We start from the raw sequence: 25859 nt of genomic DNA, 5'->3' as shown, positions 1-25859 counted from the left end.
TATTTAATTACTAAACAAGCTTTTAATCCCATCACCAATTTTCCCTAGTCCTTTTCCAATTGCTTTTCCAACTTTACCGGCTCCCTTGCGAAGACGACGTGTCACAGCATTGCTTCGGTCAGCATACTTCAATAATAAGCTCGTTCCGTATAATATCCCCCCGGCGATCATCAAGGTTCCAGCCACAGCTTGACCTCCGGGTACGACAGCTGCAATCATTCCAGCATCCATCATCGTCTGTCCTAACGCGCCTACACCGTGTTGAAACATTTTATCTCGTTCATCTTCAGTGATACCATTTGTCGGGTCCGTCGTATATGCTTGTGAAAAGCTATAACCGGTATAAAATCCATCACCTAACAAACTGAGACCCGCTGTGACAGCATTTAGCTTAGGAAGCGGGGCAGAAGGGGTTACCGCTCTTACTTTATTAATATCAGATAAGACACCTTTTCCACCTAAGACATCCATTGCTACCATATTTGCCTGACCAGCAAATCCTTCTCCACCTAAAGCAATATTGGATGCACTTAAGGCAAGCTTACCTTTAAAAAGATAACTCCCTTTAAGCAATTGAGACCATTCATCCACTTCGCCATCCTTCATAACTGTTCCGATATATTTTAAAGAACCTGACGTATAATCTCTGAAGCCATATTTTATAAATTGAGCAGGCTTAGGGTCGAAATCCCTCGTTTCTAAAGTTCCGTTTGAAATGTCATTTGGGTTTTGAATCTCGAGGTTAGGAACATTTAATTCAGAGGTTGGGTCGTTTATATTCGGCCCATCTCTTTGCAAGTCGGGTGATTTTAGAGATGGATTTTCGCCGTTAGGAACTGCTTCTTGTAAACCTGGTGCTTCTAACTTTGGAGATTCGTATTTAGGAATAGCTTTTTGCAAATCTGGCGCTTCTATGTTAGGAGATTCATAGTTGGGGACTGCCCTTTGCAAGTCTGGACCTTCTAAGTTAGGAGGTTCATAGTTTGGCACAGCTTTCTGCAAATCTGGTGCTTCTAAATTAGGCGACTTATAATTAGGAACAGCTTTTTGCAGGTCTGGTGCTTTCATGTTAGCGAACGCAACAAACGGGAAAAAGTTCATCACAATAATACAAACAGCTAATATCCCAGCTAATTTAGAATTAATCTTCACGCTTACTCCTCCTCCATTTTTTTAATCTGGCACGTTATTGTCGTATAAATCATGAATCTCTTTTATCTTTTTATTATGGCTTTTGTCCTTTAACGCCCATAATTTCTCTTTTAAATCACTTCCAACTTCGTCACTTTTATCTAAGTATTCCGTAATAAGCTCTCTCAACTCATCAACATTTTCATCTGATAAACTGTCATTGTTACTAAAGTAATGGGTTATTGCATACAAATCGTCATATATGTCATCTTTCGTATTGATCCATTCATTATGAAAGTCCATAAGTTCCCATCCAATATCGTTATTTGAGTTATAGACTTCATTGGATGCATTCGTTTTCCACCTATACCACTTTTCAGCTTCTTCTTTCGCTTTCTCTAATTCGTTTTCTAGCTCTTGTTGATTTTTGATAGATGCATACTGCCCGCCGGCTGCCTGAGCAACATTTTGAAGCTGTTTTGCTCCATCAGGATCCATATCAAACCCAATGACATTCACGATTGGCGTAATTTGAGAGTCTGCTAGTTGTTTTGCAGCTTTTACGGGGTCTCCATCGCATGTTTCAATACCGTCGCTGACCAGGTAAATAATATTCGTACTATTTTCTCCGCTGTAATCCTTCAGGTCTTTTGAGGCTTCTTGAAGAGAGTGGGCGATTGGGGTGTAACCAGTCGGCTGAAATTCAGAAAGAGCACCTTTTAAATTGGTTTCATCATAAGGTTGTAAGTCATAGACAAGTTCACTGCTTTTACAGGACAAAGCTTTATCTTTTTCTGCACTGCTTCCTTTATGACCGTAGACGCGTAATGCCACATTTGCTTCTTTTGGCAAGGAAGAGGCAAACCTTTGAACCGCTTCTTTTGCGGCTGTCATTTTTGTTTTGCCACCTGATACCGCACCCATACTGCCGCTTGCATCCAAAATAATTTCAACATTGTAATGCTCTTTAAATTGAAGGCCCGGGTCCTCCATGTTTGGCCCTTCAACTGAACCGCTGTTAATTCTGTCTAAAATCGGCTGCGGGTCTGGGTATTTTTCAGAAAACATGCTAAGCAGGACTAAAAAATATAAATTCATTACCTCGTCATCTGCCCCCTCGATAACAGGGAGTTCGTCTAATGTAGGACCATGTTTCTTTTCATCAAAACCCTCTCCCGAAAAAGGCCCTTCTGGAAAGGCGATAAACTCTTCTGCAGTTTGCGGGATTTTGTCTACACCTTCAGGAAGCATCGCTTTTAATTGTTGTATTTTTTCTTCAGGCGTTGTGCTATCATGCTTATCTGTTGTGGTTTCTATAGGTGTTTCTTTACTCTGTTGTTTTGCATTATCTGTATTCTGAAAGCAAGCACTTAATAAAAGTAACAAGCTCCCTGTTATAAGAATCAAGTGAAGACGTTTCATAATTTTACCTCCATCAATTAAGTGAAGAAGAAGTTTGTATGTATATAATTGACAACAAGTTGCTGAATACGTTACTACTCAACAACTTGTTGTCATTATGTGAATGTTTAATTTCCGCTCAAACCTTTAACTATTTTACTTAACGTACTTGTAACTGCATTTCCTATCTCACTGTTACCTTCTACTGCTGCAGACACACCTGCCATTACGGCAATTACTACGCCGGCAAGCGCGACCCATTCAACAGCCTGAGCACCAGTTTCATCATCTTTAAAGTTTTGTAGTTTTTCAGTTGCTTTCACATATAGTTTTAACATTTACATTTCCTCCTTAGTAATGAAGTCATAATGATGATAGGGAATGTTCCCTAGTAGACGCAGAACTACATAAAGTTTTTTCCATTAAGATGTCATTTCATGAGGTGAGTGTGTTACAATAGAACTAGTCAAAAATACTTGTTGAGGACTTGCCTCTGCCAAGGCAAGTTTTTCAAATGATGTAAGTAGAACAACGGATCTTTATGAAAGACCACCCCCTTTAGTTAAATAAATTAGTGATAAAATCTCCGTCTTTTAAAATATTCAACACCATCAGACCAGCAATCATAAGAACAGCTGTCGGCGCGACAATAAGTGTCGTGATTAATGTAACTTTTGGAGATGCTTTAGCAGCTTTTTCTTTGACAAGCTCTTTTCTTAGCTTTCTCATATTTTCTGACTGAATTTTGAATGTAGTGGCAACGGGAACACCTAATCTTCCACCTTGAATTAACGCTTTAATTAAGATTTGAAACTCAGGATTATCATTGCGACGCAACAGCTGCTCATAGGCTTTCTCACGCGGCAAGCCGAGATCTAACTCTTGATTAAACCTAGCAAATTCCTCACGAAGTGGTCCTTCGAAAAAGCGAATCACCTCCCTTAAGGAATGATCAAGACCCGCTCCTGCCTGCAAGGTAACGCTGACGGTATCTAGAAATTCAGGTAAGTCATAACGGATTTGTTCTTGCCGGGCCTTTGCCTTTTGTCTTAATAACAGAATTGGCGTCATGTATCCTGCAAGCGGTAAAATGACAATCCCATACTGCGAAAAAGGAAAGCCAATAACAAAGAAAACAACGCCTGCTAACAGTCCGATTAAGCCTAGAACAATTTTGGTTCCTTGAAAGCGGTCAACGGTTAAATCAAGTGGATTACCCGCCCTTAATAACAAGCTTTCAATCTCATGTGACTCACTAAAAAAATTAACTCGCTTTCCAATTGAAGCGTAATCATCTGCTAATCTTAATAGCTTCTTTAAGGCAAGCTGTGTTGTTGTTTGTTTTCTCTTTATTGCTTGTAGCTGGTCACCTGCCACATGATGAACATGTTCCATCAATTGCTGCTTTTCGTTAAGGTAGCGATACCATTCCTTTAAGAAAACGATAAAGCATAACAGAAAAAGGACAACAGTTGTGATTATGAGAGAATCCATATCGTCACACCTTTATATTCGTCACAGCTTTGATTAAGAAAAATGCTACGGCTGTTCCGATTACGAATATGATTAATAAAAGAAGTCCAACGCCCCTAAATAAGGGGTCAATAAAGCCTTCATTCATCGAATTCATCATTAGCACGATGACAATAGGCATAACAGGGATCAACACTGACACATATCGTTGTTCCGCTGTAAGAGTTTTGACTTCTTGAGCAACAAGCTTTCGGTCTTCCAGCGTGTCTGCCATTTCCTGCATCACTTCACTTAAATGACCACCTGTACGGCGTTGAATAAGTAAAATCGCAGCAAAAATGCGAAAATCTCTTGTTGGAATCCGTTCTTTCATTTCCAAAAGGGCTCTTTCGAAGGTAACGCCTAACTGCAATTGACGGGACATTCGCCCGAATTCCTCCTTAGCAGGGTAGCTCATTTCCTTTGCCACAAGGTGCATTCCCTGTGAAAGCGTTAATCCTGCTCGAAGCGAATTACCAAGCATCCGGCATACATCAGGGAGCTGTTGGTTTAGTTTGGTAAGCTGCTTATTCCGCCTTAACAAAAACAACATTTTCTGAGCAATAAACACAGCTAAAACGGCTGATAAAATGTTATACGGTGATTTAATGTCAAAGAATGCGTTCAACGTGTAACCAATTCCCATCACACCAATTAGAAGAAAGCTATAAAACTCAGAAGGTTCAATAGGAAGGTTTGCACGTCTTAATTTTCTGCGTACGTCTTTTGCAAAATCAGTTTCATCAAACCGCTCACCAAGCCCGGCGAGAAAGCTTCTCCGCTCTTGTGAAGGTCCGAATATTTCTTCAGCTCGATTCCGCCATTCTTTCTTCTTTGTACGATAGCCCAAATAATGATAAATCCCCCAAACAGCAAATAAAGTTGCGAAACTACTAATGATGGGAATGAGCATGCGGCTCCACCTCACTTGGAATAAACATCGACTGTTCAAGCTCTACTCCATATACTTTTAAGCGCTGTAAACATTGTGGGATGACCCCGGTTGGAGTGAAATGACCGAGGACTGTGCCGTCGTCAGCAACACCTGTTCGTTGAAAACGAAAAATCTCGTTCACTTCAACATGCTTCTCTTCTGTCGTAACAATTTCAGAGATTGAGACAATTTTACGTGTCCCATCAGATAGACGTGTTCCTTGAACGATGAAATCAAGAGCACTGACGATATAATCACGAATAATGTTTGAAGGTAACTCCATCCCTGCCATGACAACCATCCCTTCCAGACGATTGAATGCGTCCTCCGGAGAGTTGGCATGCACAGTGGTTAAGGAACCTTCATGACCTGTATTCATTGCTTGGAGCATATCGAAGGCTTCTGAGCCCCTCACTTCTCCGACAATGATTCGGTCAGGCCGCATTCTTAGTGAGTTCTTCACTAATTGGCGAATGGTAATTTCCCCACTTCCTTCCATATTAGGTGGGCGAGCTTCCATACCGACGACATTTTGGTTTATGAGCTTTAACTCTGCAGAATCCTCAATCGTAACGACACGTTCCTTTTCTGGGATTGATTGAGCAACCGCATTTAATAGCGTTGTCTTTCCACTGCCGGTTCCACCTGAAATCAAAACACTCATTTTTGCTTTCACCAGAGCTTGAAGAAATTTTGACATCTCAGGGCTGAAAGAATCAAATGCCATCAGCTCATCCATCGAGTAGGGTTCTTTACGAAACTTACGAATCGAAACAAGTGTGCCGTTTAAGCTGACAGGCGGAATAACCGCATTTACCCTGCTTCCATCGCTTAATCGCGCATCAACCATTGGCGAGCTTTCATCAATCCGCCTGCCTAGTGGTGCAACAATTCTATCGACAATATGCCGTAAATGTTCCTCATCACGAAAGCTGATTTGCGTTTGCTCTAAGCGTCCTTTTTTCTCAATAAAGACTTCATTATGGCCATTTATTAAAATTTCTGTAATCGTTTCGTCTTCTAACAGCGGTTCAAGCGGACCAAGTCCTGTCGATTCATTTATAAGCTTAGTAAGCAGCATTTCTTTGTCACTGCGTGGAATGACAACTTTCTCTTCTGCCATATATTGCGTAATAAGCCGCTCAATTGTTTGTCGCATTTCTGCTTTGCCCATGCTTGTGAGCCGTTCAAGGTTTGTTTCTTTTAACAGGCGGGCTTTATAATGATCAGCTAATTCTAAAATATAAGTACTTTGACGAAGCGCCTCTTCGTTTGTTTTGTTTTCGTGTGCAAATGACTTTTTCTGTTCTTGCTTTCGATTAAAGAGCGCCATCTTTTTATCACCTCTATGACAACATTTTCAATGTCCATTTTCGTATATCTTTCGCTGCTTGCGTGAGCTTCTTTTCATTTGCTTGTTTTTGAAGAGGCAGTCCTTGGTTTACAGCTGCTTGAACACCTCTGTGGTCACGTTTAATTTCTGCTGCTACAGGAATGTGAATGATTTTTTTAAGATCAAATACATTTAGCTCATTATCTCTTCCGACTTGATTGACAAGCAGCTCCAGTCTTCCTTCTGTATCCACTCCGAGTTTGCGAAAGAGTGTTTCCACATGTTTGAAGGCTTGCACAGAAGGGGTGTCTAAGTTTAAGACGTAATAAATCATATCTGACTCTTCTAGGGCACTGTACGTAATTTCACTCATATTGTTTGGTAAATCGATAATGATAAAATCATAGCTTCGGCGTGCCGAACGAATAACACGTGCAACAAATTCTTCCGAAATATTCTCAGCTGTTTCCGCATCGCAAGGACTTAGCAATACTTCAAGCTTTGAATGTTTTTCGCGCTGGGCAATATTCCGAAGGTTGTTTTCATTCAATTCAGCCATCACTGACATCAAATCAGCAATTGTTCGATGATTATCAAGTGAAAGAAAGGTTTCAGCTCCGCCAAATTGCAGGTTCAAATCAATAAGTAACACCTGTGCGGTTGATTCAAGCTTCAAAGATTGGGCAAATGCTGTCGCAAGCTGTGTCCGCCCGCTTCCCCCCTTTCCGCTGTAGAAAGAGAATACTTTACCTCTCCCGCGAACAAATGATTTTCCTGATTTCACAGGAGCATCTAACTTTGATTGCTCATCAATTAGGAGTGAAATTTTGTCAATTCGATCTGTTAAAAGATTCAGTTCCTCAGGCATCAAAATATATTCAAGTGCCCCTGCGCGCATAATATCCCGAAGGAGAAGAAAATCTTGTTTGTCTGTAATAAAGATAATCATCGCTTGCTGAAGCTCAGCATGAATATATTGAACAAGTTCAACTTCAGAGCTGTCTTCAGGCTGTACGAGCAATACAATTTGAGGGGCGATACGGTCAATTTCTTTTTTTACTTCTAAGGAAGTTAGAAAATGAACATCTGAGTATTCAACTAATTCTTCTGCTAATTGCTTTTTCATTGCTTCATAGTCTGTAATAACGAGAATTCGATGTGCGGTATTCATTTTGCTCCTCCTGTTATTATTGTGTTGTTTCTTTCTTTACGTTTTCCGTATTTTTCTTTGTTTCAGGATTGGTAGGTTTTTGCTCCGTATTTACGCTATTCGTATTTTGATTTGGAAGAGGTGGTTTTGGCTTCGTTTCATTACTTCTTTCAAAGGGATTGGAAATATTCAGCTCGCCTTTCCCGACGTTTGATTTCAATACGCGAATCATTTGCGCATAATGCTGTTGATGGATAAGCTTTGAAGCCTCTTCGAAAGGAATTTCTAATGCCACCCCACTGAAGCTATCATTATTTTTTGCGACCATCGCTACTAAGACATCTTTCATAAACACTTTAGTCACAGGCTTATCATTGACAACATTTGAAATAATAATATCGACGCGGTCAAGAGCTTCTAACTCTTGGTCAAACCTTATTTTTTCTGAAGCAAGCATCGTAACAAGACGGTGGTTTTCATCGCGCAGTACAGTGGCAGGCTTGATAATGTTTTTTGTGATCAAATCCCCCTCTGAAAGTGGAACGACCGTTACTTTGCCTTTTAAGGCAGATTCACTTGTTACAAATGATTCATTGGCATATTTTTGTGGCATTTCAATTGTCTTGATTTGATCTGGCTGAATCAGCGTCCGAGAAGCGATATCCCCTGCTGCGACATATACTTCAACCTTTGCACCTAGCTGAGTATTTAATTCTTTCATCTTTTGTAGAATTAAAAACCCAGCAACAGCTGCAAGTAAAAAAGAAATAATCAGTAGTATAATTGCTCTTCGCTTTGACTCCAGCATCTTCTAGTCCTCCTAATCTACGACCCTTCCTCATTAATGATTAAATGTGAATATTTTCTAAATTTTTACGTTAATCGTATCAAGAAAAATTATGCAAGTCTGTCGAAGTTTGTCGAAATATTACAACATACCGAAAATACTGAATTGTTCCTAAAAAAGGTGAATTTTTTGATGGATTTTTCACCAAGTTAGGTATTTTAGAATAGTACTTGCAAGAAAATAAAGCATTAGGTCTTCACCTGTGACTTTAGAATAGAAAGTGTGAAATTCTTTTTAAAGCATTGAAATAGCAAGGGAAAAGCAGAAATTAAAATGAGTTTACACTACAGTCGGCTAGTTAAATAGAAATATACATGTTAATTCAGATACATTTCTATTTTCTTACCCCTATTTGTTCACCTATTATCCTTATTTTTCTATCTTGTTTAAAAAATACTAAAAAGTACCTAACTAAACCTTATAACTAGTGCTTTATATCTAGTTAATTAGTATAATAGAAGTACCAATAGCTCGACACGCTGTGGTACTTTATTTTGCTAAAGAGGTGAACGTAATGAGTGAACAGAACCCTTTATATGATAAGCACATAACTTGTCTCGTATGTAATCACACCTTTACTACAAAAAAAGTACGTTCACGTTTTATTCAAGCTGTTAGTTTAGAGTCAGATTTTTATTCTGATTATAAACATGAAGATCTAAGTCCTTTGCTTTACCATGTGAACGTTTGTCCTTCTTGTGGGTATGCGTTTGCTGATGAAGCAGCTACTTATTTTCTGCCTGGAGCAAAAGACATTATTATGCAGAAAATAACTCGTTTTTGGCGTGGACAGTCTTACTATTCGGAGGAACGGACTTCTAAAGAAGCAATTGAGGCCTATAAATTAGCAATTTATTCAGGGATTTTACGCAAAGAAAAGCCGATTGTAATGGCTGGGCTGTATATGCGTCTTGCCTGGATCTACCGCAAGCTAAAAGACGAAACGAAAGAAATAGAATGTCTGAATCTTGCCTTGAAATCTTATGAACAAAGCTACTTTCAAGGAGATTATAAGGATGCCAATATGTCATTAACCCGTATTCTTTATTTAATGGGAGAGTTATATCGCCAAACAGGGAACCCTAATAAAGCCATTGTTTACTTTTCAAAAGTGATTCAGCTTAAAGATAAAGTCATTGAAAAACGGATTGTTGAACTTGCCCGTGACCAATGGATGCTGATTCGTGAGGAAATGAAGCAGGAGAGAATGCGGAAGAAAGCATTCGATCAGGCTGTTGCAGCACAAAAAAAACCCGAAAAGAAAAAATTCGGGTTGGGCTTACTCAAAAAAAACACAATAAAGAGGAGGCGGAGAGCCTCCTCTATTTACATTTGATGCTTAATCCCTCGTTTAACAAGAAACCAGTTTGCTGGGTAACTAGTAGCAGCCCCTAAGATCATCGCAATTTGCATCATAAACCAAAAACGAATATCAATCGGCTTCAAACCACCCGGAAAGATGTAGAAATGAACAATCGTCATCCAACCAAACATTCCAACCTCAAAAGCAACTAATGATAACGTATCTGCTTTGATAGCTTTCACGACACCTTTTCCCCAGCCTAGGTTTTCAGACATTGGAACAATCGAGAACAATTGAAAGAAAATCCCGAAGATATAAGCGAGCGTAAATTCAACCGAATAATCAGTAAAGAGTTTCGAGCCTAATAAGTGAAGACCTGTTATAAAAACAAGGGGAGCACCAATTACATCACCAAGAATACAACCGCTTGAACAATGACTTGTTGAGACAAAAACACTTTGCCAAAAAGGCTTATCGCCGTGTCCATGGCCTTCATGACCTTTTTGACGGCCCATTCTCCAATAAGCCCAGATCGCAATTGGTCCTAAGTATAACCCTTGCATCGGCCAGACAACATTCATGATTTTCATGTGCTGAGGATGCTTAAGTATGTCGAATAAAATAATAATACTGCAAACAATCCCGATTCCAATCGCAATATAGCCGATCATATGAATCATTTTGAAACACTCCTTTTATTAATCCTCTATATAAGCCCTACCCACCTACCCTATTCTTTCAAACAATAAGACCATTTAGTTAACATAATATTATTACCGTCTATCTATCTTCACTAAATATTCGAATAATTCTGTATATATTTTCTGACTATCCGTTTATAATTGGATTAGACACAAAAAAGGAGGAAAAATAATGAAGGAATCGTCCTATGTTATCTGTTCTTACGTTCACCATTGTTCAGATAACTCATTTTATTTCGAAGTGTTTAATGATGAGGTTAGCGAGCAAACAGATAGGAGCCCGATTACCGTTATCACTTCTGCTGAAGAGCTTATTTGTTTTATAGAAGAATTCGAGCTTGTCAAATAAAAAAGAGTTGAAAGCGGCTATTATAAGCCAATTTCAACTCTTTTTTTCTGTCCCTTTTAGGCCAAATCCCGGACCAAACTTTTTTGAATGCAGCATACCTGCTGTCGCCCAATTTTCACGTTCATATTCCTCGAACAGTACTGTTACCCATTCAGCTTTTACACCTAGCAGTTCGACAGCATTCTTGGTTATTTCAGAAGCAAATAAAGCTTTTTGTTCTTCTGTCCTTCCTTTTGCTAACTTAATTGATATAACAGGCATCAGCCAGCACCTCATTTAAGATTTTGTAGATTCGTAGATTTCTTGCACTTGTTTAACGGCATTACGGTAACGCTCACGGCTCCACGAATTATAAGACGGATGCGGTACATCATCAATCACTTTCCAAGAACTGCTGTCGACATGTTCCATGGCCATTTGGAAAAACTTTTGGGCAAATCGTCCACACGGAACTAACGTATACGATTTATTCTCTAGTTCTTTCAGTCTTTTTAAGAAATGATTCAAGATAACCTTTTGCATATCATTCCATGTTTCATCCTTAAATTCCTTCTTATGATTGGAAGTTCTGATTCCTTCCACAATATCAAAGAAGTCATTTAATTGTTCAATATCGTTTTTTTGATATGCTGCTCTTTGCATCGGTAATTGACAAATGTTCATTAGCCCGATATTTTCAACCTCTTCTGCTTCATTATGCTCTACATATTTTTTTACAAGCAGCCCAAGTGGCGTCTTTTGTTCAGCACCTACTAGATGTTTCGTCATCGTGGCGCCTGAAGCACCTGCGACGGGCACACCATTTTTCACTTCTTGCACATGTGGCGATTCTAATATAAAAATCAGAGAAGCTTGTTCAACATTTGCGTCTGGCACTAAATATTCTTTTGACAAGCTGTTCATAATGTTGCGAAAGTCCATTCTTCTCCCTCCGACATTCCATAATTACCTATCATTGTTGCATGGATCGGGTTTTCATGCCAGCTAAAACCTATATTTCAGTTAATAAGCTATTAAATAGCCAACCTATCTTCCTGTTTTTCATTTATTTTAACAAAATTTTACTTAAAATTGCTATGATAAAGAAAAAACTAAAGGGGTATGAAGATGAAAAAGGATCTCCTTCTTCAATTAAGCCGGGAATTATTAATCGCCTCTGTGGAGCTTTCCACAGAAATTAGCAAAAAGCCAATTAGTGAATGTACACCGACTGAATTATCTTTTCTACAAGCGGTTGACAGAGTGAATGAAGAATACTTAAATATACAGAAGTAAGGTTGATTTATTTTAGTTCTGGAGAGATGAAAGATGGATAATGAGTTACATACCATTGCTGACGAATTAGCTTCTGGTGAGCGAAGTGTACAAGAGATAAGCAAAGAAGATGCTCCGCAATTTTTTTCAATTATTCGTAATCGTGAAGATTTCAAGCAATTTCACGGTATTGCAAAAAAAGGCGGCAGTGTTGTCTTTCGCTACCTGGAAACACCACGCTCCTAGCTAGCCAAAGGCTGCTTTATTAGGAATAACCTTCCTGTAAAGCAGCCTTTTTTCGTTGATATTCGCGGCGAAATAATCTTTTATATTACTGTCAAATTATCAATATGAAATAATCACTTCAAAAATTAATTTTTATGGAATATTTCACTTCAAATTTGGGTAAGTATGATCTATAATGAAACACATCATTCAAAAAATAATTGATTATGAAATAAAAACTTCTTAATAAAAGGTGGAATAAAAAGTGGCAATTGAAGAAATCTCTCCAGTGGTACATGAATATATGAAACGAACAAAAGGTTCTTATGACATTATGCAGCAAGCGCAAGATGTCATGCCAAATGGTGTTACAGCAAATATTAAATCTTTCTCTCCTTACCCAATTGTTATGAACAAAGGAAACGGTGCTTATTTAACAGATGTAGATGGCAATGAATATATCGATTATCTCTTATCCTACGGAGCACTTATGCTTGGACATGGTCATCCAGCAGTAAAAAAAGCGGTTATCGAACAGCTTGAACAAGATGGAACAAATTTATTTGGAACTCCACACGAGCTTGAGATTAAATTCGGGAAACGTATTATGAAGCATTACCCGAGCATTGAACGCTTGCGTTATACAAATTCCGGAACAGAAGCAACATTACTTGCAATCCGCCTTGCTTCTGCTTATACAGGCAAAAATAAGATAGCTAAATTCGAAGGACATTATCATGGCGGCTATGACCAAGTATTAATCAGTATCAACCCGTCAGACAGTGAATATGGTTCTGAAGAACAGCCAAATAGTGTGCCTGAATCCAAAGGAATTGACCCTTATTATCAAAAACAAACATTGGTGCTGCCATTTAATGATATTGAACGAACTGAAAAGCTCCTTCGTCAACACAAGAACGAACTTGCTGCGTTAATCATTGAACCAATCCAAGCAGGCTTTATTCCTGCTGAGCAAGCGTTTATGACAGAATTGAGACGCATTACAGAAGAACTTGGCATTGTCCTTATTTATGATGAGGTAAAAACCGGCTTTCGCATCGGTATCGGCGGTGCGCAACAAGCGTATAACATCAAGCCTGACATTACGACACTCGGTAAAGTAATTGGTGGCGGTTATCCAGTCGGTATCGTTGGCGGGAAAAAAGAAATTATGATGGAAAGTGCCGCATCCATTAATGCTGACGTTTTTGACTCAAGCCAAAGTAAAACATCAAGCGCCAAAGACGTGTTATTCCATAGTGGAACGTATAATGGGCACCCGACAATTCTTTCTGCTGGAATGGCCGTGTTAGATGTATTAGAGTCTGAGATGGACCGTGTTATGCAGACAACAGACACATTGAAACAACGGCTAGAATGGTTGTTTGCGAAAAAAGGAATCCCAATGAAAGCGATTGGAAAAGGAACAATCTTTAGTGTAGTATTATCAGAAGAGGAACAAATCAAAAACTATCGTGAATTCCAGAAAACAAATATGGCTCTACGTAAAAAGATTGACTATGCTTTGTTAAATGAAGGAATCTATACAAAACCGCTAAACCGTTACAGTCTCTCAACAGAGCATACAGACGCAGAGCTTGATAAAACTGTCGAAGCATACGAGAAGGTTTTATCGCAATTGTAAGTGTTAAAAGGGTGAAAAAATGTGGTATTCGAACGAATTAGTGCAAAACAAGCTGAAATGAGCAAATCTCAAAAAAAGATTGCAGCATTTTTAATTGAAAATCCAGAGAGTGCCCCCTTTCTTACTGCATCAAAGCTTGCGCGTAAAGCAGGAGTCGGCGAAGCGACAATTATTCGCTTTGCCGTCTTTCTTGGTTATAAAGGTTATCCTGAGCTTCAGCGGCATTTACAGGAGGCTTTGCAGCGAAAGTGGACATCAGCAGAACGGTTTGAAAAGACAACGGCTGTAGAGACAAAACCGATGGATGTGTGGAAAGAAGTTCTTTATGATGATATGCGGAACATAAAGGAAACGATGAGGGGCATAGATTCTCACACTTTCAATACAATCATTCAAGAGTTAATTAAGGCTGAACGCATTTATATTATTGCTTACCGCAGTGCGCAAAGCTTAGGTGTATTTTTAGAATTTTACCTTGATCTAGTTTTGCAAAATACTGAGCTTGTTCAGCAGTCAGACGGCGTATCTGAGCACTTATTAGATATTACTGAAAATGATCTCGTAATTGGCATGGGTTTTTCACGTTATACGAAGCGGACGGTAGATGTTATGAAATATGTTCGTGATAAAGGCGCCAAAACATTAGTTATTACAGATCATCCAATGTCACCACTTGCTCCGCTTGGTGATTATCAAATCTATGCAGCAGCTGAAATTAACTCATTTATTGATTCATTCACTGCGCCATTAAGTGTGATTAATGCCCTTATTACAGGGGTTACACGCTCCGAACAGACAAAGGTGAAGAAGCGGCTAGAAGAATTGGAAACTCTCTGGGACAATTTCAATGTTTTTCACGAGTAAAGCAGCTATTGTCGGCTGCTTTATTTGCGTTCTATACCCCTTTGCGTATAAAATAAAAGCACAATGTATATAAGGAAGTGTCCTTTCATGAAACGGCTTTTTCTTGCCATCATTTATTTCTATCGAAAAGTTATTTCACCATTTAAACCGCCGACATGCCGCTTCTATCCAACGTGCTCACAGTACGGGTTAGAAGCCATTCAACGGTTTGGCGCACTAAAAGGCGGCTGGCTAACCATAAAGCGGATTTTCAAATGTCACCCCTTCCATCCTGGTGGTATTGATGAGGTACCTGAAAAAAATAAAGAACCTGCAGCTAAATGATAGCTTGCAGGTTCTCTTTATTTAATGGTTTAGAAAACCCCTGGCTATGCCGGGGGTTCTAGATAGCTTATAGCGTGGTAATAAAAAAATCCCCCTTCATGGTAAGATAAAGTTGGTTTCCCGACCACTTTATCTCGCCATAGAAGGAGGAATGCCCCTTGAAGGACATGAATAGTTTAGCACACACAACATGGAATTGTAAGTATCACATTGTGTTTGCGCCAAAGTACAGAAGACAGATTATTTATGGAAAATATAAAAAGAGTATTGGACAAATTATCCGGGATCTATGTGAACGAAAAGGTGTGGTGATCCATGAAGCCAATGCCTGTCCGGACCACATTCATATGTTAGTTAGTATCCCACCTAAATTGAGTGTGTCTCAATTCATGGGTTACTTGAAAGGGAAGAGCAGTCTCATGATTTTTGATCGACATGCCAATTTAAAATACCGATATGGAAACCGGAAATTTTGGTGTAGAGGCTTTTATGTTGATACGGTGGGTCGAAACAAGAAGCGAATACAAGACTACATTCGAAATCAGCTGGTGGAGACTATCGAGCTGACCAGTTAACATTGTTCGAAGAGTTTGATCCGTTCACAGGACAAAGAAATAAGAAAAAATAAGGAAATTCTTTAGAATTGGTGAGTGAATGTGGTGCATAAGGGAAACCCTTTCAGTGGGCCTTTAAGGCCGAGGCCGGTAAAAGAGGCTTTCAGCCGCAGAGCAAACCACCAGTTCACACTGGTGGTTTTGATTTTACATATCCTGATTATGATAGCGATAGCGGTACCGCTTAGGTTCTTCGATCTTCTTCTCACTTCGTTTAAAAAACAAAGTCATGCTCTTTTGACGGCTTTGAAGGGTCCCCACTCCAAGAGCAATAAATAATAAACCAACTAGGACATTTTTGATAATTTCGTATTTCTCCCAATCAAAAAAGTATTCTGCAGCGTTTTCAAATAAAAAGATAAGACCGAATCCGATAAAAGCAAAACCAACTACCTGGCTTTTTCCTCTTAAGCTGTCCCAAGGAAAGAGGGGTTCATCATCAATCGCTTGTCCACGTTCCTTCTTAAATAAATACCTTAATGCGTCAAACAAGCTGAATACCCAAAAGATCGGGACTAAAAATGTAAATGTATCTAATAAGTCCGTTAAAAAGCCAAGAGAAAAGAATAAAATCATTAACTGAATTCCCCGGTTGGACAACCCTAAAAACATATGAGCTAGTCCCGGGAGAAATGACATAATGACGGTTATGATGCGCTTAAATGTCATATCAATCACTCACTTTCTATTATATCATTCGTTAAGAGCATGTCATTTCTTATCATCACTTTCCCTGCTTACATGTTAACTAACCCCTTTTTTAAAGGAAATTTGCAAAAAGATCTGGATTTATTATACTCGAAGTTTATCAAAATGATAATCTTTTTTTGCGACTTTCATCGAGTCCTTATGGGTAGCGGTAATCTCTGAAAGTGCCGAAGTTTTGAGCCGTGTGGAATTGAGGATAGGACGACTGGAAATAAACGATGATTGGTGCATCGTCTAATTGCGGATAAAGATTAAAGAGCTCTCTGTCGCCATATCGGATTGCTTCAAGGGCAAGCGGCAACTCACGTTTAAAGATTTGATAACGAATCGAGGCTGTTTGTATTCCATACTCTTCTCCTCCGACATACACCATAACAGGAAAAACAAATTTGTTGCCAGTGTATATCCACTGTCCAAGCACCTCATCACGAAGCTTACGATCAATCTTATCAAAACGGTAATACGGACCAATCATTAGAAACAATTCTGCAGTTAGATCGGAATGAGTTAATGTATAATAGCGTGGAATAAGCGGAGATGTCGCTGAAGTACCTCCAAAAAATGTAACATTGAGTTTATTTGGGTTCAGCTTCGTCACATGCATACACTCCTTTTAATTGAATGTAGTATGATATGCATTTTGCCTAGTCTATGTGCAATCCTATTAAGCGCACAATTGGTCATTCAGTCTAGGATGTCTTATAATGGTGTTGGATGAAAAATTGGCATGTTGTGAAGGGAGTTTCGTGATGAAGCTGGAAATTACAGAAGAAGCACTACAATGGTATAAAGAAGAAATGGATCTTGAAAAAGGCGATCACGTTCGATTCTATGCCCGTTACGGCGGAAGCAGTTCCATTCAAAGCGGTTTTTCCCTCGGTGTCTCACTAGAAAAACCTGTAGAGCCGTTTGTAACAGCGGAACAGGATGGCATTACGTTTTTCGTTGAGGACAAAGATGCTTGGTATTTTGACAACTATAATTTATATGTGAAATACAACGAAGCGTATAGCGAAGTCGAATTCGAATATTTAGAAGAATAAAGAAAACCCGCTTTTTAGCGGGTTTTTCCTATATATACTAAATGTGTTGCACAGCTGCAATCAGAAGAGCCAAAGCCTTTGGCAACCACCACTCCATCATAATCCTGCTTGAATGCTTCAAAACGTTCGCATTCCCCTAGCGTGCGGTCAAATGTCTCGACTTTTGTAATCTCTCCGTAAGGTCTTAAATAATCAAAATGCCAACGGAGCGGTTTTTCAATTTTAAGATGCCTGTTGAGCCTTGCTTCTATGTTTCGTTTAGCACTACCGATATAAATATATGTGCCAGCCGGAAAAGAAAATGTCCCAAGCTTTCCAACTGTGACGGTTTTGTCTTCTGTAAGGTTAAGGTAGACGGCATAAATCGAATGTGCTTTGTTCACATTAATGTTGTGATTCATCTAGCTTGAAGCGGCGAATTTGGTCAAATTGCTGTTCTTCTTTTAAAATCCGTAATTGCCGCTCTCCAAATAAATCAAAATGAGGGAAATCATTTCGCATATCGATCCATTCACGCTGAAGACCGTATTGTTTGCCCCATTCTGTTAACTTCTCTAAATTACTGCAGCCTACCTTTGTAACAGTATTACAGCCAGGAAATCGTTCATCAAGCCAAAAGTGAGTAAGGAAGGAAATTTCTTCGTTTTGCACAGCTTCCTTCCATTTTCTTAACTCTTCTTTTGTGATACCAAATGCCATACCATGTCACCTTATTCTGTTTGTTTTTTTACTCTTTCGTACGTTTCATGCCACTCGGGATAATAAGATTTCATCCGAATTGGTCTGAAGTTTTCTTTCTTTGCACAAACGTGTTCGGAATGTCCTGTAACAGCTAATGCTCCGCTTTCGGTGAGAATTTCATAGCCATAGATTACCCGAAGCCCATCATATTTTTCAATCCATGTTCGGACTGTTGCTATTTCACCATAACGCACGGGAGATTTATAAGTCGCACGGACATCAAGGACCGGTGAGATAATCCCGTCCTTTTCCATCATCGCATAATCAAATCCAAGCTCGCGAATTAGGGCTGTGCGTCCTACCTCCATCCAGATAATATAGTTTGCATGATAGACAACACCCATTTGGTCTGTTTCTGCATAGCGTACAGGAATCGTTGTTTCAGATACGTACATTACTATTTTCACTCCTCAATTACAACTTGAAAATCGTTGTCCGTTAACGTGGACATATCTGCCTCGAATTCGTCTTGCTTAAAAATTCGGTAAGCTTGTTTTTGAATCGCTTCATCCACTACATTCGTTACATACCTTCCATTTCCTTCAATCTTTTTATTAGTATAGTGTTCAAATACATATCGTTTCGCATCTTCACTTAATTCGTAGCTGTAACTCTCGGCGTAATACTCGGTTAATTGTGTCAATTCATCCGCTGTATAGTCAGGGAAATGAAAGTATTTCTTAAAGCGTGATGCTAAGCCGGGGTTTGAATTTAATAATTGTTTCATTTCAGTCGTATACCCTGCGAGAATCACGACTAGATTATCGTTGTGCTTTGTCATCTCCTCTACCAGTGTATCAATCGCCTCTTTCCCGAAATCATTTCCACGCTGAGAAAAGAGAGAATAGGCTTCATCAATAAACAAAACGCCTCCGAGCGCTTCTCGAATTTTCTTTTTCGTCTTCAATGCTGTTTGACCAACATAACCAGCTACAAGGTCTGCTCGTCCGACCGTTACTAAATGGCCGCGCTTTAATAAGCCGCTTTCCTTTAAGATTTGTGAAAAGATTTTAGCAACGGTTGTTTTGCCTGTGCCTGGGTTTCCGGAAAAGACAGAATGAAGCTGAATCGGGACAGTCTTCAAGCCTTTTTCTCTACGCATTTGCTGCACCTTGACGAACGAAGCAAGCGTTCGTACTTCCTGCTTAATTGTATGCAGGCCAACGATTTTGTCTAATTGTTCTTCCGGTGATTTTTCTTCTGATACTTCATTGGTTTCTACGTCTTCTTTTTCAATCACTGTGTAATCGACAACATCGAGTGCCTGATTACTTGTTGCCTTCGAGCCTTTTTGAAAAATCGCATCCATGACAATATTTTTAACAGTTCGAGCATTACCAAATGATTCATCGACCCGTTCTTTATCAATTCGCTTCTCGATTTCTTGCATCGCTTCTTCCGTTAAGACGTAGTCATTATCAAGTGCTGTCATTTCTGCAATCTGCAACAGTTCATCCGTCGAATAATCATCAAGGTGAAGGTGATTACTTTCTGGAAAACGACTGCGCAGTCCAGGATTAGACCATAAAAACTGTCGCATTTCTTCTGGGTATCCTGCCAGAATAACCGCAAATGTTCCTGCATATTCTCCGCTTGTCATTGCCGAAACAAGTGTATCAATTGCTGTTTGGCCATAATCATTGCCTGACTGACCTTCACGATGCAGGCTATACGCTTCATCAATAAATAAAACCCCGCCTTGTGCCTGCTTGACCATCTTCATGACATTTTCTTCTGTTTGCCCAACATAAGCGCCAACAAGATGTGAACGGTCCACTTCTGTTATTTCTGGTCTATTTAAAATGCCAAGCTCATGATAAATCTTTGCGAGCAAACGAGCAATCGTCGTTTTTCCAGTCCCAGGGTTTCCGGTGAAAATCATATGAAGACTGAGCTCATCTTTAAACCGATAGCCTTCAGCCTTGCGTTCCTGCTGGTACTGCAGGAAGTGATAAAGCTTCCGCACGTTGTCTTTTATTTTATGAAGTCCAATCATTTCTTCAAGCTCATCTAAGCAGGAGTGAGTCTTCTTACCTTCTTCTTTTTGAAAGTAAGCTTGCCATTCTTCCTTATAACTCTCAATTTGTGAAATGGCTAGCTTCATCCCTTCTGCATAGTTCGACGAATAAAAAGTACCTGAAAGTGATTCAATATAATTCGTCGCTTGTTGAATCAGCTCTGCTAATGCTTTTTCTGTTTCTTCAAGCACTTGTTTTAATTCTCGGTATTTCTTTTCCAGTCGCTCATTATTTACAAGCCTTGCAGCATGAAGACCTTTACTTAGCCGGGTATGGTAGTTTTGAGCTTCATCTAGAAATTGTTGACTTGTTTCAATGTACCAGCTTGCAACAGTACGTTTTGCAGGTCTGTTATCCGTTTCTCTTATTAATTGAAATGTTAAATCCTCATAAATCGTTATCAATGCTTCAACATGCACGTGTGCAATAATTTCTGCTGCCCGCTCCTCTTGTGGGTTAAGCTCTTTGCTTAATGCAGCCCACTTCTCAGCTAAATGATCAATATATCCGATTCTCTGGCTTCTGCTTGTTGCAAGTAAACCTAGAATACGGGCTTTAATTACCCTGTAATCCTCATGATGTTGATGCTGTTCTAATATTTTTAATAATTTAAGACCATCTGTTTCATTGAATTTATCTATTGAGTTATCCCAATTTATAACTTGTTTATCGATCTGTTTAAGTGTTAATTGCTTTTTTTGTTGCACAGTTTCACCAACCTTCCCCGATATTTTAACATAAGCGAGAACTATGCTAAAATTTTATCTTTTGTTGTACTTAATCACAGAATTTATACTACAAATACGGTATGTGAAAATTTAAAGTGCTAAATTTAAAAAACCGGCGGAATGCCGGTTTTACTGTTCGTCTAATTGACCATTTTCACGCGCCTTTGCTTCATCTTGGATTTCAGCACGCATTGCTTGTATACTTTCTTCACGGCGCTTGTTTTTCTGATCAATTTGCTGACGTTCTTCACCAGAAGCAAATTCTTTCGTTTCCTCTGCTTCTTCTATGTTTTCGATTGTATTCTGAACCATATCTTGAAGCTTTTCTACGTTATCTTGACGATTATCTGGGTTTGGACGATTGTGCATTGAATGCCACTCCTTTTGTTTATTCAATAGTTGTAGATTGTCTCATCTGCTAAGGATTATTCACCTTTTGTTTGAATAACATCCGGAGTTTCATTAGACTTTGTTTGACGCTGTTTTCCTTTATTCACATTTGACTCACGCGGCTGGGTGCCATAGTGGTTTGGCGCAAAATGCTTGCTGTCTTTTTTCGGATTACCCATGTTTTCACCTTCTTCTTAGATTTGTTACATGGGTAGTTTTTGCAAGCAGTGCTCACTTATACAAGTAACTTAGCCCCATTGCTGTTGCGCGCGCTTTTCTAACCGTTCCTCAATTTGCTCAAGAGCCTTAGCATCTTTTAATAATTCACGCTTATTATCCGCAATCAGTTGTTGAAGGGTTCGTTTTTTAGTTTTTCGCACGATTAACATCCTTTCCATTTTATTCTTTTATTCAGTATGGACAAAATGTTCTTAGTTCATTCAATATTCAGATATTTCTTACACAAAAAACTCTCCCCTTTTGGGAGAGTTTTAAAACCAATTAATCCAAATTTTCGATATTCGTCACCATTTGGTCATATGACATGGCACCTATCATTTGATTTTGTAGCTTGCCATTTGAGTCAATAAAATACGTAGTTGGCAATGAAACGACATTGTAAAGGTCTGTATTGACTTTCCCATTTCCATCCATTAAAACAGGGAATGTAAGTCCGAATTCTTCAACAAACTGCTTAACATCTGCTTCATTTTTTTCTGTTTGCGTTGCATTTACTGCTAAGATTACAACATCTTTGTCAGCATAGTTTTCATGAAATTCTTGCATTTCCGGCATTTCTGCGCGGCATGGCGGACACCAAGAAGCCCAAAAATTAACCATGACCTTTTTACCTTTTAAATCTTGCAGTGTCATTTGTTCACCTTCTAATGTCGTTAAGGTGAAATTAGGTGCTACAGCTCCTTTTTTCAGTTCACCTTGTATTTCTGTTTCTGCATTATCCGGTGTAGCTGTAAGCTGATTGTTTTCTTCTTCCTTTGAATCCGAGTAAGCAGAAATAACACCGTACGCGATTAATCCCATAATAAAAATCGACGCAATAATTTTTTTCATCCTAATTCCCCCTTTTAGGAACGATATTTCCATTCAAACAGCAATAAACCAACAGCAGCGGCAATAAATAAAAGTTGTCCAACCGAAAAGCTTAAGAAAACGGTGGAGCGTTCCTCGGCAAATACGATTGCAGCTTGTACGACAAAGTACCATATACTTATGTAATTTACCATATTTATGTGCATAAAAAGTGCAATTAAAAAGGCTAAAGACGACAAACTTTTTATAAGAAAAATAACATCTACGAATCCATTTAGTCCCCAGATGATTCCATTATATACAGCAAGGAAGCTCATGATGATAGCTGAAAGTGCAAGAATCCATTGTGGTAATGGAAAATCAGCCTTTCTTCCTTTATAAATTAAATACAAAAGCCCAGTTACCACTCCAATAATCCACCCCAAAGTCCCTCCGCTGAAATAAAGAATTCGTACAGGTGCATTAATTGCTTCTACAGGGTGAAACAAGATATAGCTGAATTTCCATATGAGCAAAGTGAACGCTGCTGTGTTAAAGAAGACGTCTGTCATGTACTTTTCCGCTTCTTTCTCCTTAATCACTGCTTTTAAAGCGATATAAGCAGAAATGGCGCTAATAATTAAGACAATGTAGCGATATTGAACGACAAAAGGACCGATTTCAACCGCATTCCAAATCAATAGAAAAACTCCTTTAAAAGCCATGTTTTGCTAAGTTCAATTTTCATTAAACCATAAGAGGTATTTAAAAACAATAAAATTGTTCCAATTCGGTATGTGAAATTTATATTCGATTTAAAAAGAGACAGTGTTCATTGAACACTGTCTCCTCACGTACAAGCTTACATTTTTTCACGTAGGACCATTTGAAGGATACCACCGTTACGATAGTAGTCGATCTCGACATCTGAATCGAAACGTGCAAGTACTTCAAATTCTTTCGTGTTACCGTCTTCGTCTGTCGCACGAACGTTTACTAATTGACGAGGCTTAATGTTCTCATCAATGTCTACTTCAAATGTTTCACGGCCAGTTAAGCCAAGAGATTCATGGCTGTCACCGTCTTTGAATTGAAGTGGAAGAACGCCCATAAGTACAAGGTTGCTGCGGTGGATACGCTCATAGCTTTCTGCGATAACTGTCTTAATGCCAAGAAGGTTTGTACCTTTTGCAGCCCAGTCACGAGAAGAGCCCATTCCGTAATCTTTACCAGCAAGAACGACTAAACCTGTGCCGCTCTCTTTGTATTTCATTGCCGCATCATAGATATACATAACTTCATCCGTTGGCCAGTATTTTGTCCAGCCGCCTTCTGTGCCTGGAGCAACTTGGTTACGGATACGGATGTTTGCAAATGTACCACGTGTCATAATACGGTCATTACCACGACGAGAACCATATGAGTTAAAGTCGCGAGGGCTTACGCCTTTTTCTTGTAAATATTGACCTGCAGGTGTATCTTTACCGATTGCACCAGCTGGAGAAATATGGTCAGTTGTTACAGTATCACCAAACTTACCGATTACACGCATTGCTTTAAGCGGCTTAATTTCTTCTGGATCTTTTGAAAGACCGACGAAGAATGGTGGGTTTTGAATGTATGTTGATTCATCATCCCACTTGTAAAGCGGCTCTTCTGTTGTGTTGATTTCGTTCCAACGCTCGTTGCTTGAGAATACATCTTCGTATTCTTTACGGAACAATTCAGGTGTAACTGTTTGGTCAACAACCTGTTGGATTTCTTCTTGTGTAGGCCAAATATCATCAAAGAATACATCATTTCCGTTCGTATCTTTACCAAGTGAATCATTTCTCAAGTCGATATCCACTGTACCTGCAAGTGCATATGCAACGACAAGTGGTGGTGAAGCAAGATAGTTTGCTTTCACTAGTGGATGGATACGACCTTCAAAGTTACGGTTACCAGAAAGAACAGATGTAACTGTCAGATCATTTTCAGCGATTGCTTTTTCGAATTCTTCTTTCAATGGACCTGAGTTACCGATACATGTCGTACAGCCATAACCTACGATGTTAAACCCTAATTGGTCAAGATAGTTTAATAGACCAGAATCACGCAGGTATCCTGTAACAACTTTTGACCCAGGTGCCAGAGATGTCTTAACGAATGCTGGTACCTCTAAGCCTTTTTCAATTGCTTTTTTCGCAACAAGACCTGCACCGATAAGTACATACGGGTTAGACGTGTTTGTACAGCTTGTGATCGCTGCGATTGCAATCGAACCAGTCTTCATCGTTGTTTCGCCGCCATCGTTTAGCTTCACATCTACTTCTTTGTTGAACTCATCTTCACTTAACCCAAGACCTTGAGTACCTGCAGGAGCTACAACCGCTTCACGGAATTTCTTCTGCATGTTAGAAAGTGGGATTAAGTCTTGAGGACGCTTTGGTCCGGAAAGATTTGGTTCGATTTCAGAAAGGTTTACTTCTACAATATCTGTATATGTTGGGTCTGGTGTTTCACCAGGTACATAGAATAAACCATTTGCTCTTGTATATGCTTCAACAAGGCTGATTTGCTCTTCTGGACGACCAGTTAAGCGCATGTAGTTAAGTGCTTCCTCATCAACTGGGAAGAAACCACATGTTGCACCATATTCAGGCGCCATGTTTGAGATTGTAGCACGGTCAGCAAGCGGCATTTCTGCAAGACCAGGTCCGAAATACTCAACGAACTTACCTACTACTTTCTTTTCACGCAATACTTGCGTTACTTTAAGTGCTACATCTGTTGCTGTTGCACCTTTTGGCATTGTACCAGTGAATTTTACACCGATTACTTCAGGTACTGGGAAGTAAGAAGGCTGTCCAAGCATACCTGCTTCAGCTTCAATACCACCAACACCCCAGCCAAGTACGCCAAGACCGTTGATCATTGTTGTATGAGAGTCAGTACCTACAAGTGAATCAGGGAATGCTTCATAACCATCTTCTGTTTCCACGCTGTGAACAACGTTTGCAAGGTACTCTAAGTTAACTTGGTGAACGATACCTGTTGCAGGTGGTACTGCACGGTAGTTATCAAATGCTTTTTGAGCCCAGTTTAAGAACTGATAGCGCTCTTGGTTACGTTGGAACTCAAGATCCATGTTGAATTCTAATGAATCTTCTGTACCGTATTTATCAACTTGAACAGAGTGGTCGATTACAAGGTCAACCGGGATTTCAGGGTTGATTTTGTCAGGATCTCCACCCATATCAGCCATTGCCTTACGAAGAGACGCAAGGTCTACAACAGCTGGTACCCCTGTAAAGTCCTGTAGGATTACACGGGAAGGTTTAAATGGTACATCAACTTGCTTCTGCTTGTCCGTACCCCAGTTTGCTAGATTTTCAACGTGTTCTTTCGTAATCACGCGTCCGTCTTGTTGACGAAGCACTGATTCAAGAAGTACACGAATAGAGTATGGTAGACGGGAAGTGTCCGCTACGTGGTCTAACGCTTGAAGATTGTAGAAATTGTACGTTTTGCCATTCACATCAAATGATTGACGAGCTTTGTAAACATCATTGTTTGACATATGTATTACCCCCTCGGACTAAAATATACAAAAATGTACAAATAATTGGAAAA

31 protein-coding genes and 1 pseudogene are annotated in these 25859 nt (G+C 39.3%); 9 read left to right on the top strand and 23 right to left on the bottom strand.

Features of this window, described 5'->3' with window-relative positions:
• Positions 1 to 3 precede the first annotated feature (3 nt).
• The 8 genes from LC040_06785 to LC040_06750 form a co-directional block, all read right to left on the bottom strand.
• On the bottom strand, positions 4 to 1152 hold the full coding sequence (locus LC040_06785; protein ID WLR52593.1) for a hypothetical protein: 1149 nt from the start codon (positions 1150 to 1152) through the stop codon (positions 4 to 6).
• A 21-nt stretch (positions 1153 to 1173) separates the two neighbouring features.
• Positions 1174 to 2553: a VWA domain-containing protein gene (locus LC040_06780; protein ID WLR52592.1), complete on the bottom strand. Its 1380-nt coding sequence runs from the start codon at positions 2551 to 2553 to the stop codon at positions 1174 to 1176.
• Positions 2554 to 2660: 107 nt separating this feature from the next.
• Positions 2661 to 2870: a hypothetical protein gene (locus LC040_06775; protein WLR52591.1), complete on the bottom strand. Its 210-nt coding sequence runs from the start codon at positions 2868 to 2870 to the stop codon at positions 2661 to 2663.
• 220 nt (positions 2871 to 3090) lie between these two features.
• The gene (locus LC040_06770) at positions 3091 to 4026 is read right to left on the bottom strand and encodes a type II secretion system F family protein (protein WLR52590.1); all 936 of its coding nucleotides are present in this window, start codon (positions 4024 to 4026) and stop codon (positions 3091 to 3093) included.
• A gap of 4 nt (positions 4027 to 4030) precedes the next feature.
• Entirely contained in the window at positions 4031 to 4957 is a 927-nt protein-coding gene (locus LC040_06765) for a type II secretion system F family protein (protein WLR52589.1), read from the bottom strand.
• Positions 4938 to 6311 (bottom strand): CpaF family protein, encoded by a 1374-nt coding sequence (locus tag LC040_06760; GenBank protein WLR52588.1) that lies wholly within the window; start codon positions 6309 to 6311, stop codon positions 4938 to 4940. The genes LC040_06765 and LC040_06760 overlap by 20 nt, the downstream gene beginning before the upstream one ends.
• Before the next feature lie 13 nt (positions 6312 to 6324).
• Positions 6325 to 7482, bottom strand: coding sequence for an AAA family ATPase (locus LC040_06755; GenBank protein ID WLR52587.1), 1158 nt, complete (start codon positions 7480 to 7482; stop codon positions 6325 to 6327).
• A 16-nt stretch (positions 7483 to 7498) separates the two neighbouring features.
• Positions 7499 to 8269: an SAF domain-containing protein gene (locus LC040_06750; GenBank protein WLR52586.1), complete on the bottom strand. Its 771-nt coding sequence runs from the start codon at positions 8267 to 8269 to the stop codon at positions 7499 to 7501.
• 553 nt (positions 8270 to 8822) lie between these two features.
• Here LC040_06750 and LC040_06745 point away from each other — a divergent pair.
• Positions 8823 to 9644 carry a DUF2225 domain-containing protein gene (locus tag LC040_06745; protein WLR52585.1) on the top strand — a complete coding sequence of 274 codons (822 nt, stop codon included), beginning with the start codon at positions 8823 to 8825 and terminating at the stop codon, positions 9642 to 9644.
• Here LC040_06745 and LC040_06740 read toward each other — a convergent pair.
• On the bottom strand, positions 9635 to 10291 hold the full coding sequence (locus LC040_06740; protein WLR52584.1) for a DUF4396 domain-containing protein: 657 nt from the start codon (positions 10289 to 10291) through the stop codon (positions 9635 to 9637). The genes LC040_06745 and LC040_06740 overlap by 10 nt on opposite strands.
• Positions 10292 to 10484: 193 nt before the next feature.
• On the opposite strand from LC040_06740, the gene LC040_06735 reads away from it, so the two are divergent.
• Complete coding sequence (locus LC040_06735) at positions 10485 to 10661, top strand: hypothetical protein (GenBank protein ID WLR52583.1); 177 nt, start codon at positions 10485 to 10487, stop codon at positions 10659 to 10661.
• 33 nt (positions 10662 to 10694) lie between these two features.
• On the opposite strand, the gene LC040_06730 is transcribed toward LC040_06735, so the two are convergent.
• Together LC040_06730 and LC040_06725 are read right to left on the bottom strand one after the other, a co-directional pair.
• The gene (locus tag LC040_06730; protein WLR52582.1) at positions 10695 to 10922 is read right to left on the bottom strand and encodes a tautomerase family protein; all 228 of its coding nucleotides are present in this window, start codon (positions 10920 to 10922) and stop codon (positions 10695 to 10697) included.
• Between the two features lie 15 nt (positions 10923 to 10937).
• Positions 10938 to 11582 (bottom strand): hypothetical protein, encoded by a 645-nt coding sequence (locus LC040_06725; GenBank protein ID WLR52581.1) that lies wholly within the window; start codon positions 11580 to 11582, stop codon positions 10938 to 10940.
• Between the two features lie 186 nt (positions 11583 to 11768).
• On the opposite strand from LC040_06725, the gene LC040_06720 reads away from it, so the two are divergent.
• The 6 genes and pseudogenes from LC040_06720 to tnpA all read left to right on the top strand — a co-directional run bounded on the left by LC040_06720 (position 11769) and on the right by tnpA (position 15601).
• Positions 11769 to 11936 carry a hypothetical protein gene (locus LC040_06720; GenBank protein WLR52580.1) on the top strand — a complete coding sequence of 56 codons (168 nt, stop codon included), beginning with the start codon at positions 11769 to 11771 and terminating at the stop codon, positions 11934 to 11936.
• A 33-nt stretch (positions 11937 to 11969) separates the two neighbouring features.
• Positions 11970 to 12161, top strand: coding sequence for a hypothetical protein (locus LC040_06715; GenBank protein WLR52579.1), 192 nt, complete (start codon positions 11970 to 11972; stop codon positions 12159 to 12161).
• A 244-nt stretch (positions 12162 to 12405) separates the two neighbouring features.
• A complete protein-coding gene (locus tag LC040_06710; protein ID WLR52578.1) occupies positions 12406 to 13785 on the top strand; it encodes an aspartate aminotransferase family protein in 1380 nt (459 codons plus the stop codon).
• A 57-nt stretch (positions 13786 to 13842) separates the two neighbouring features.
• On the top strand, positions 13843 to 14649 hold the full coding sequence (locus LC040_06705; GenBank protein WLR53218.1) for a MurR/RpiR family transcriptional regulator: 807 nt from the start codon (positions 13843 to 13845) through the stop codon (positions 14647 to 14649).
• An 87-nt stretch (positions 14650 to 14736) separates the two neighbouring features.
• Positions 14737 to 14973, top strand: coding sequence for a membrane protein insertion efficiency factor YidD (gene yidD, locus LC040_06700; GenBank protein WLR52577.1), 237 nt, complete (start codon positions 14737 to 14739; stop codon positions 14971 to 14973).
• Positions 14974 to 15140: 167 nt separating this feature from the next.
• Positions 15141 to 15601: pseudogene (gene tnpA / locus LC040_06695) on the top strand (IS200/IS605 family transposase).
• Between the two features lie 133 nt (positions 15602 to 15734).
• Here the strand turns inward: tnpA and LC040_06690 are convergent.
• The gene (locus tag LC040_06690; GenBank protein ID WLR52576.1) at positions 15735 to 16256 is read right to left on the bottom strand and encodes a hypothetical protein; all 522 of its coding nucleotides are present in this window, start codon (positions 16254 to 16256) and stop codon (positions 15735 to 15737) included.
• A 178-nt stretch (positions 16257 to 16434) separates the two neighbouring features.
• On the bottom strand, positions 16435 to 16893 hold the full coding sequence (locus LC040_06685; protein ID WLR52575.1) for a staygreen family protein: 459 nt from the start codon (positions 16891 to 16893) through the stop codon (positions 16435 to 16437).
• Positions 16894 to 17044: 151 nt separating this feature from the next.
• On the opposite strand from LC040_06685, the gene LC040_06680 reads away from it, so the two are divergent.
• Positions 17045 to 17338, top strand: a complete 294-nt coding sequence (locus LC040_06680; protein WLR52574.1) for a HesB/YadR/YfhF family protein — start codon at positions 17045 to 17047, stop codon at positions 17336 to 17338.
• A gap of 14 nt (positions 17339 to 17352) precedes the next feature.
• Here LC040_06680 and LC040_06675 read toward each other — a convergent pair whose 3' ends face one another.
• From LC040_06675 to acnA, 10 genes are all read right to left on the bottom strand, one after another.
• The gene (locus LC040_06675) at positions 17353 to 17739 is read right to left on the bottom strand and encodes a GIY-YIG nuclease family protein (GenBank protein WLR52573.1); all 387 of its coding nucleotides are present in this window, start codon (positions 17737 to 17739) and stop codon (positions 17353 to 17355) included.
• Positions 17723 to 18037 (bottom strand): hypothetical protein, encoded by a 315-nt coding sequence (locus LC040_06670; protein WLR52572.1) that lies wholly within the window; start codon positions 18035 to 18037, stop codon positions 17723 to 17725. The genes LC040_06675 and LC040_06670 overlap by 17 nt, the downstream gene beginning before the upstream one ends.
• Positions 18038 to 18048: 11 nt before the next feature.
• Positions 18049 to 18474 carry a thioesterase family protein gene (locus LC040_06665; protein ID WLR52571.1) on the bottom strand — a complete coding sequence of 142 codons (426 nt, stop codon included), beginning with the start codon at positions 18472 to 18474 and terminating at the stop codon, positions 18049 to 18051.
• A gap of 8 nt (positions 18475 to 18482) precedes the next feature.
• Positions 18483 to 20804: an AAA family ATPase gene (locus tag LC040_06660; protein ID WLR52570.1), complete on the bottom strand. Its 2322-nt coding sequence runs from the start codon at positions 20802 to 20804 to the stop codon at positions 18483 to 18485.
• 150 nt (positions 20805 to 20954) lie between these two features.
• Complete coding sequence (gene tlp, locus LC040_06655; protein ID WLR52569.1) at positions 20955 to 21194, bottom strand: small acid-soluble spore protein Tlp; 240 nt, start codon at positions 21192 to 21194, stop codon at positions 20955 to 20957.
• A gap of 56 nt (positions 21195 to 21250) precedes the next feature.
• On the bottom strand, positions 21251 to 21394 hold the full coding sequence (locus LC040_06650) for an acid-soluble spore protein N (protein ID WLR52568.1): 144 nt from the start codon (positions 21392 to 21394) through the stop codon (positions 21251 to 21253).
• Positions 21395 to 21463: 69 nt separating this feature from the next.
• A complete protein-coding gene (locus tag LC040_06645; GenBank protein WLR52567.1) occupies positions 21464 to 21595 on the bottom strand; it encodes an FbpB family small basic protein in 132 nt (43 codons plus the stop codon).
• Positions 21596 to 21716: 121 nt separating this feature from the next.
• Positions 21717 to 22286 (bottom strand): TlpA disulfide reductase family protein, encoded by a 570-nt coding sequence (locus LC040_06640; protein WLR52566.1) that lies wholly within the window; start codon positions 22284 to 22286, stop codon positions 21717 to 21719.
• A gap of 14 nt (positions 22287 to 22300) precedes the next feature.
• Positions 22301 to 22945: a hypothetical protein gene (locus tag LC040_06635; protein ID WLR52565.1), complete on the bottom strand. Its 645-nt coding sequence runs from the start codon at positions 22943 to 22945 to the stop codon at positions 22301 to 22303.
• A 161-nt stretch (positions 22946 to 23106) separates the two neighbouring features.
• The gene (gene acnA, locus LC040_06630) at positions 23107 to 25806 is read right to left on the bottom strand and encodes an aconitate hydratase AcnA (protein ID WLR52564.1); all 2700 of its coding nucleotides are present in this window, start codon (positions 25804 to 25806) and stop codon (positions 23107 to 23109) included.
• Between the last annotated feature and the right edge of the window lie 53 nt (positions 25807 to 25859).

This window comes from Bacillus tianshenii, assembly GCA_020524525.2.
In the GTDB taxonomy this organism is placed as follows: Bacteria; Bacillota; Bacilli; order Bacillales; family Bacillaceae_N; genus Bacillus_AV.
This window is presented reverse-complemented; position numbering and strand designations above follow the sequence as displayed.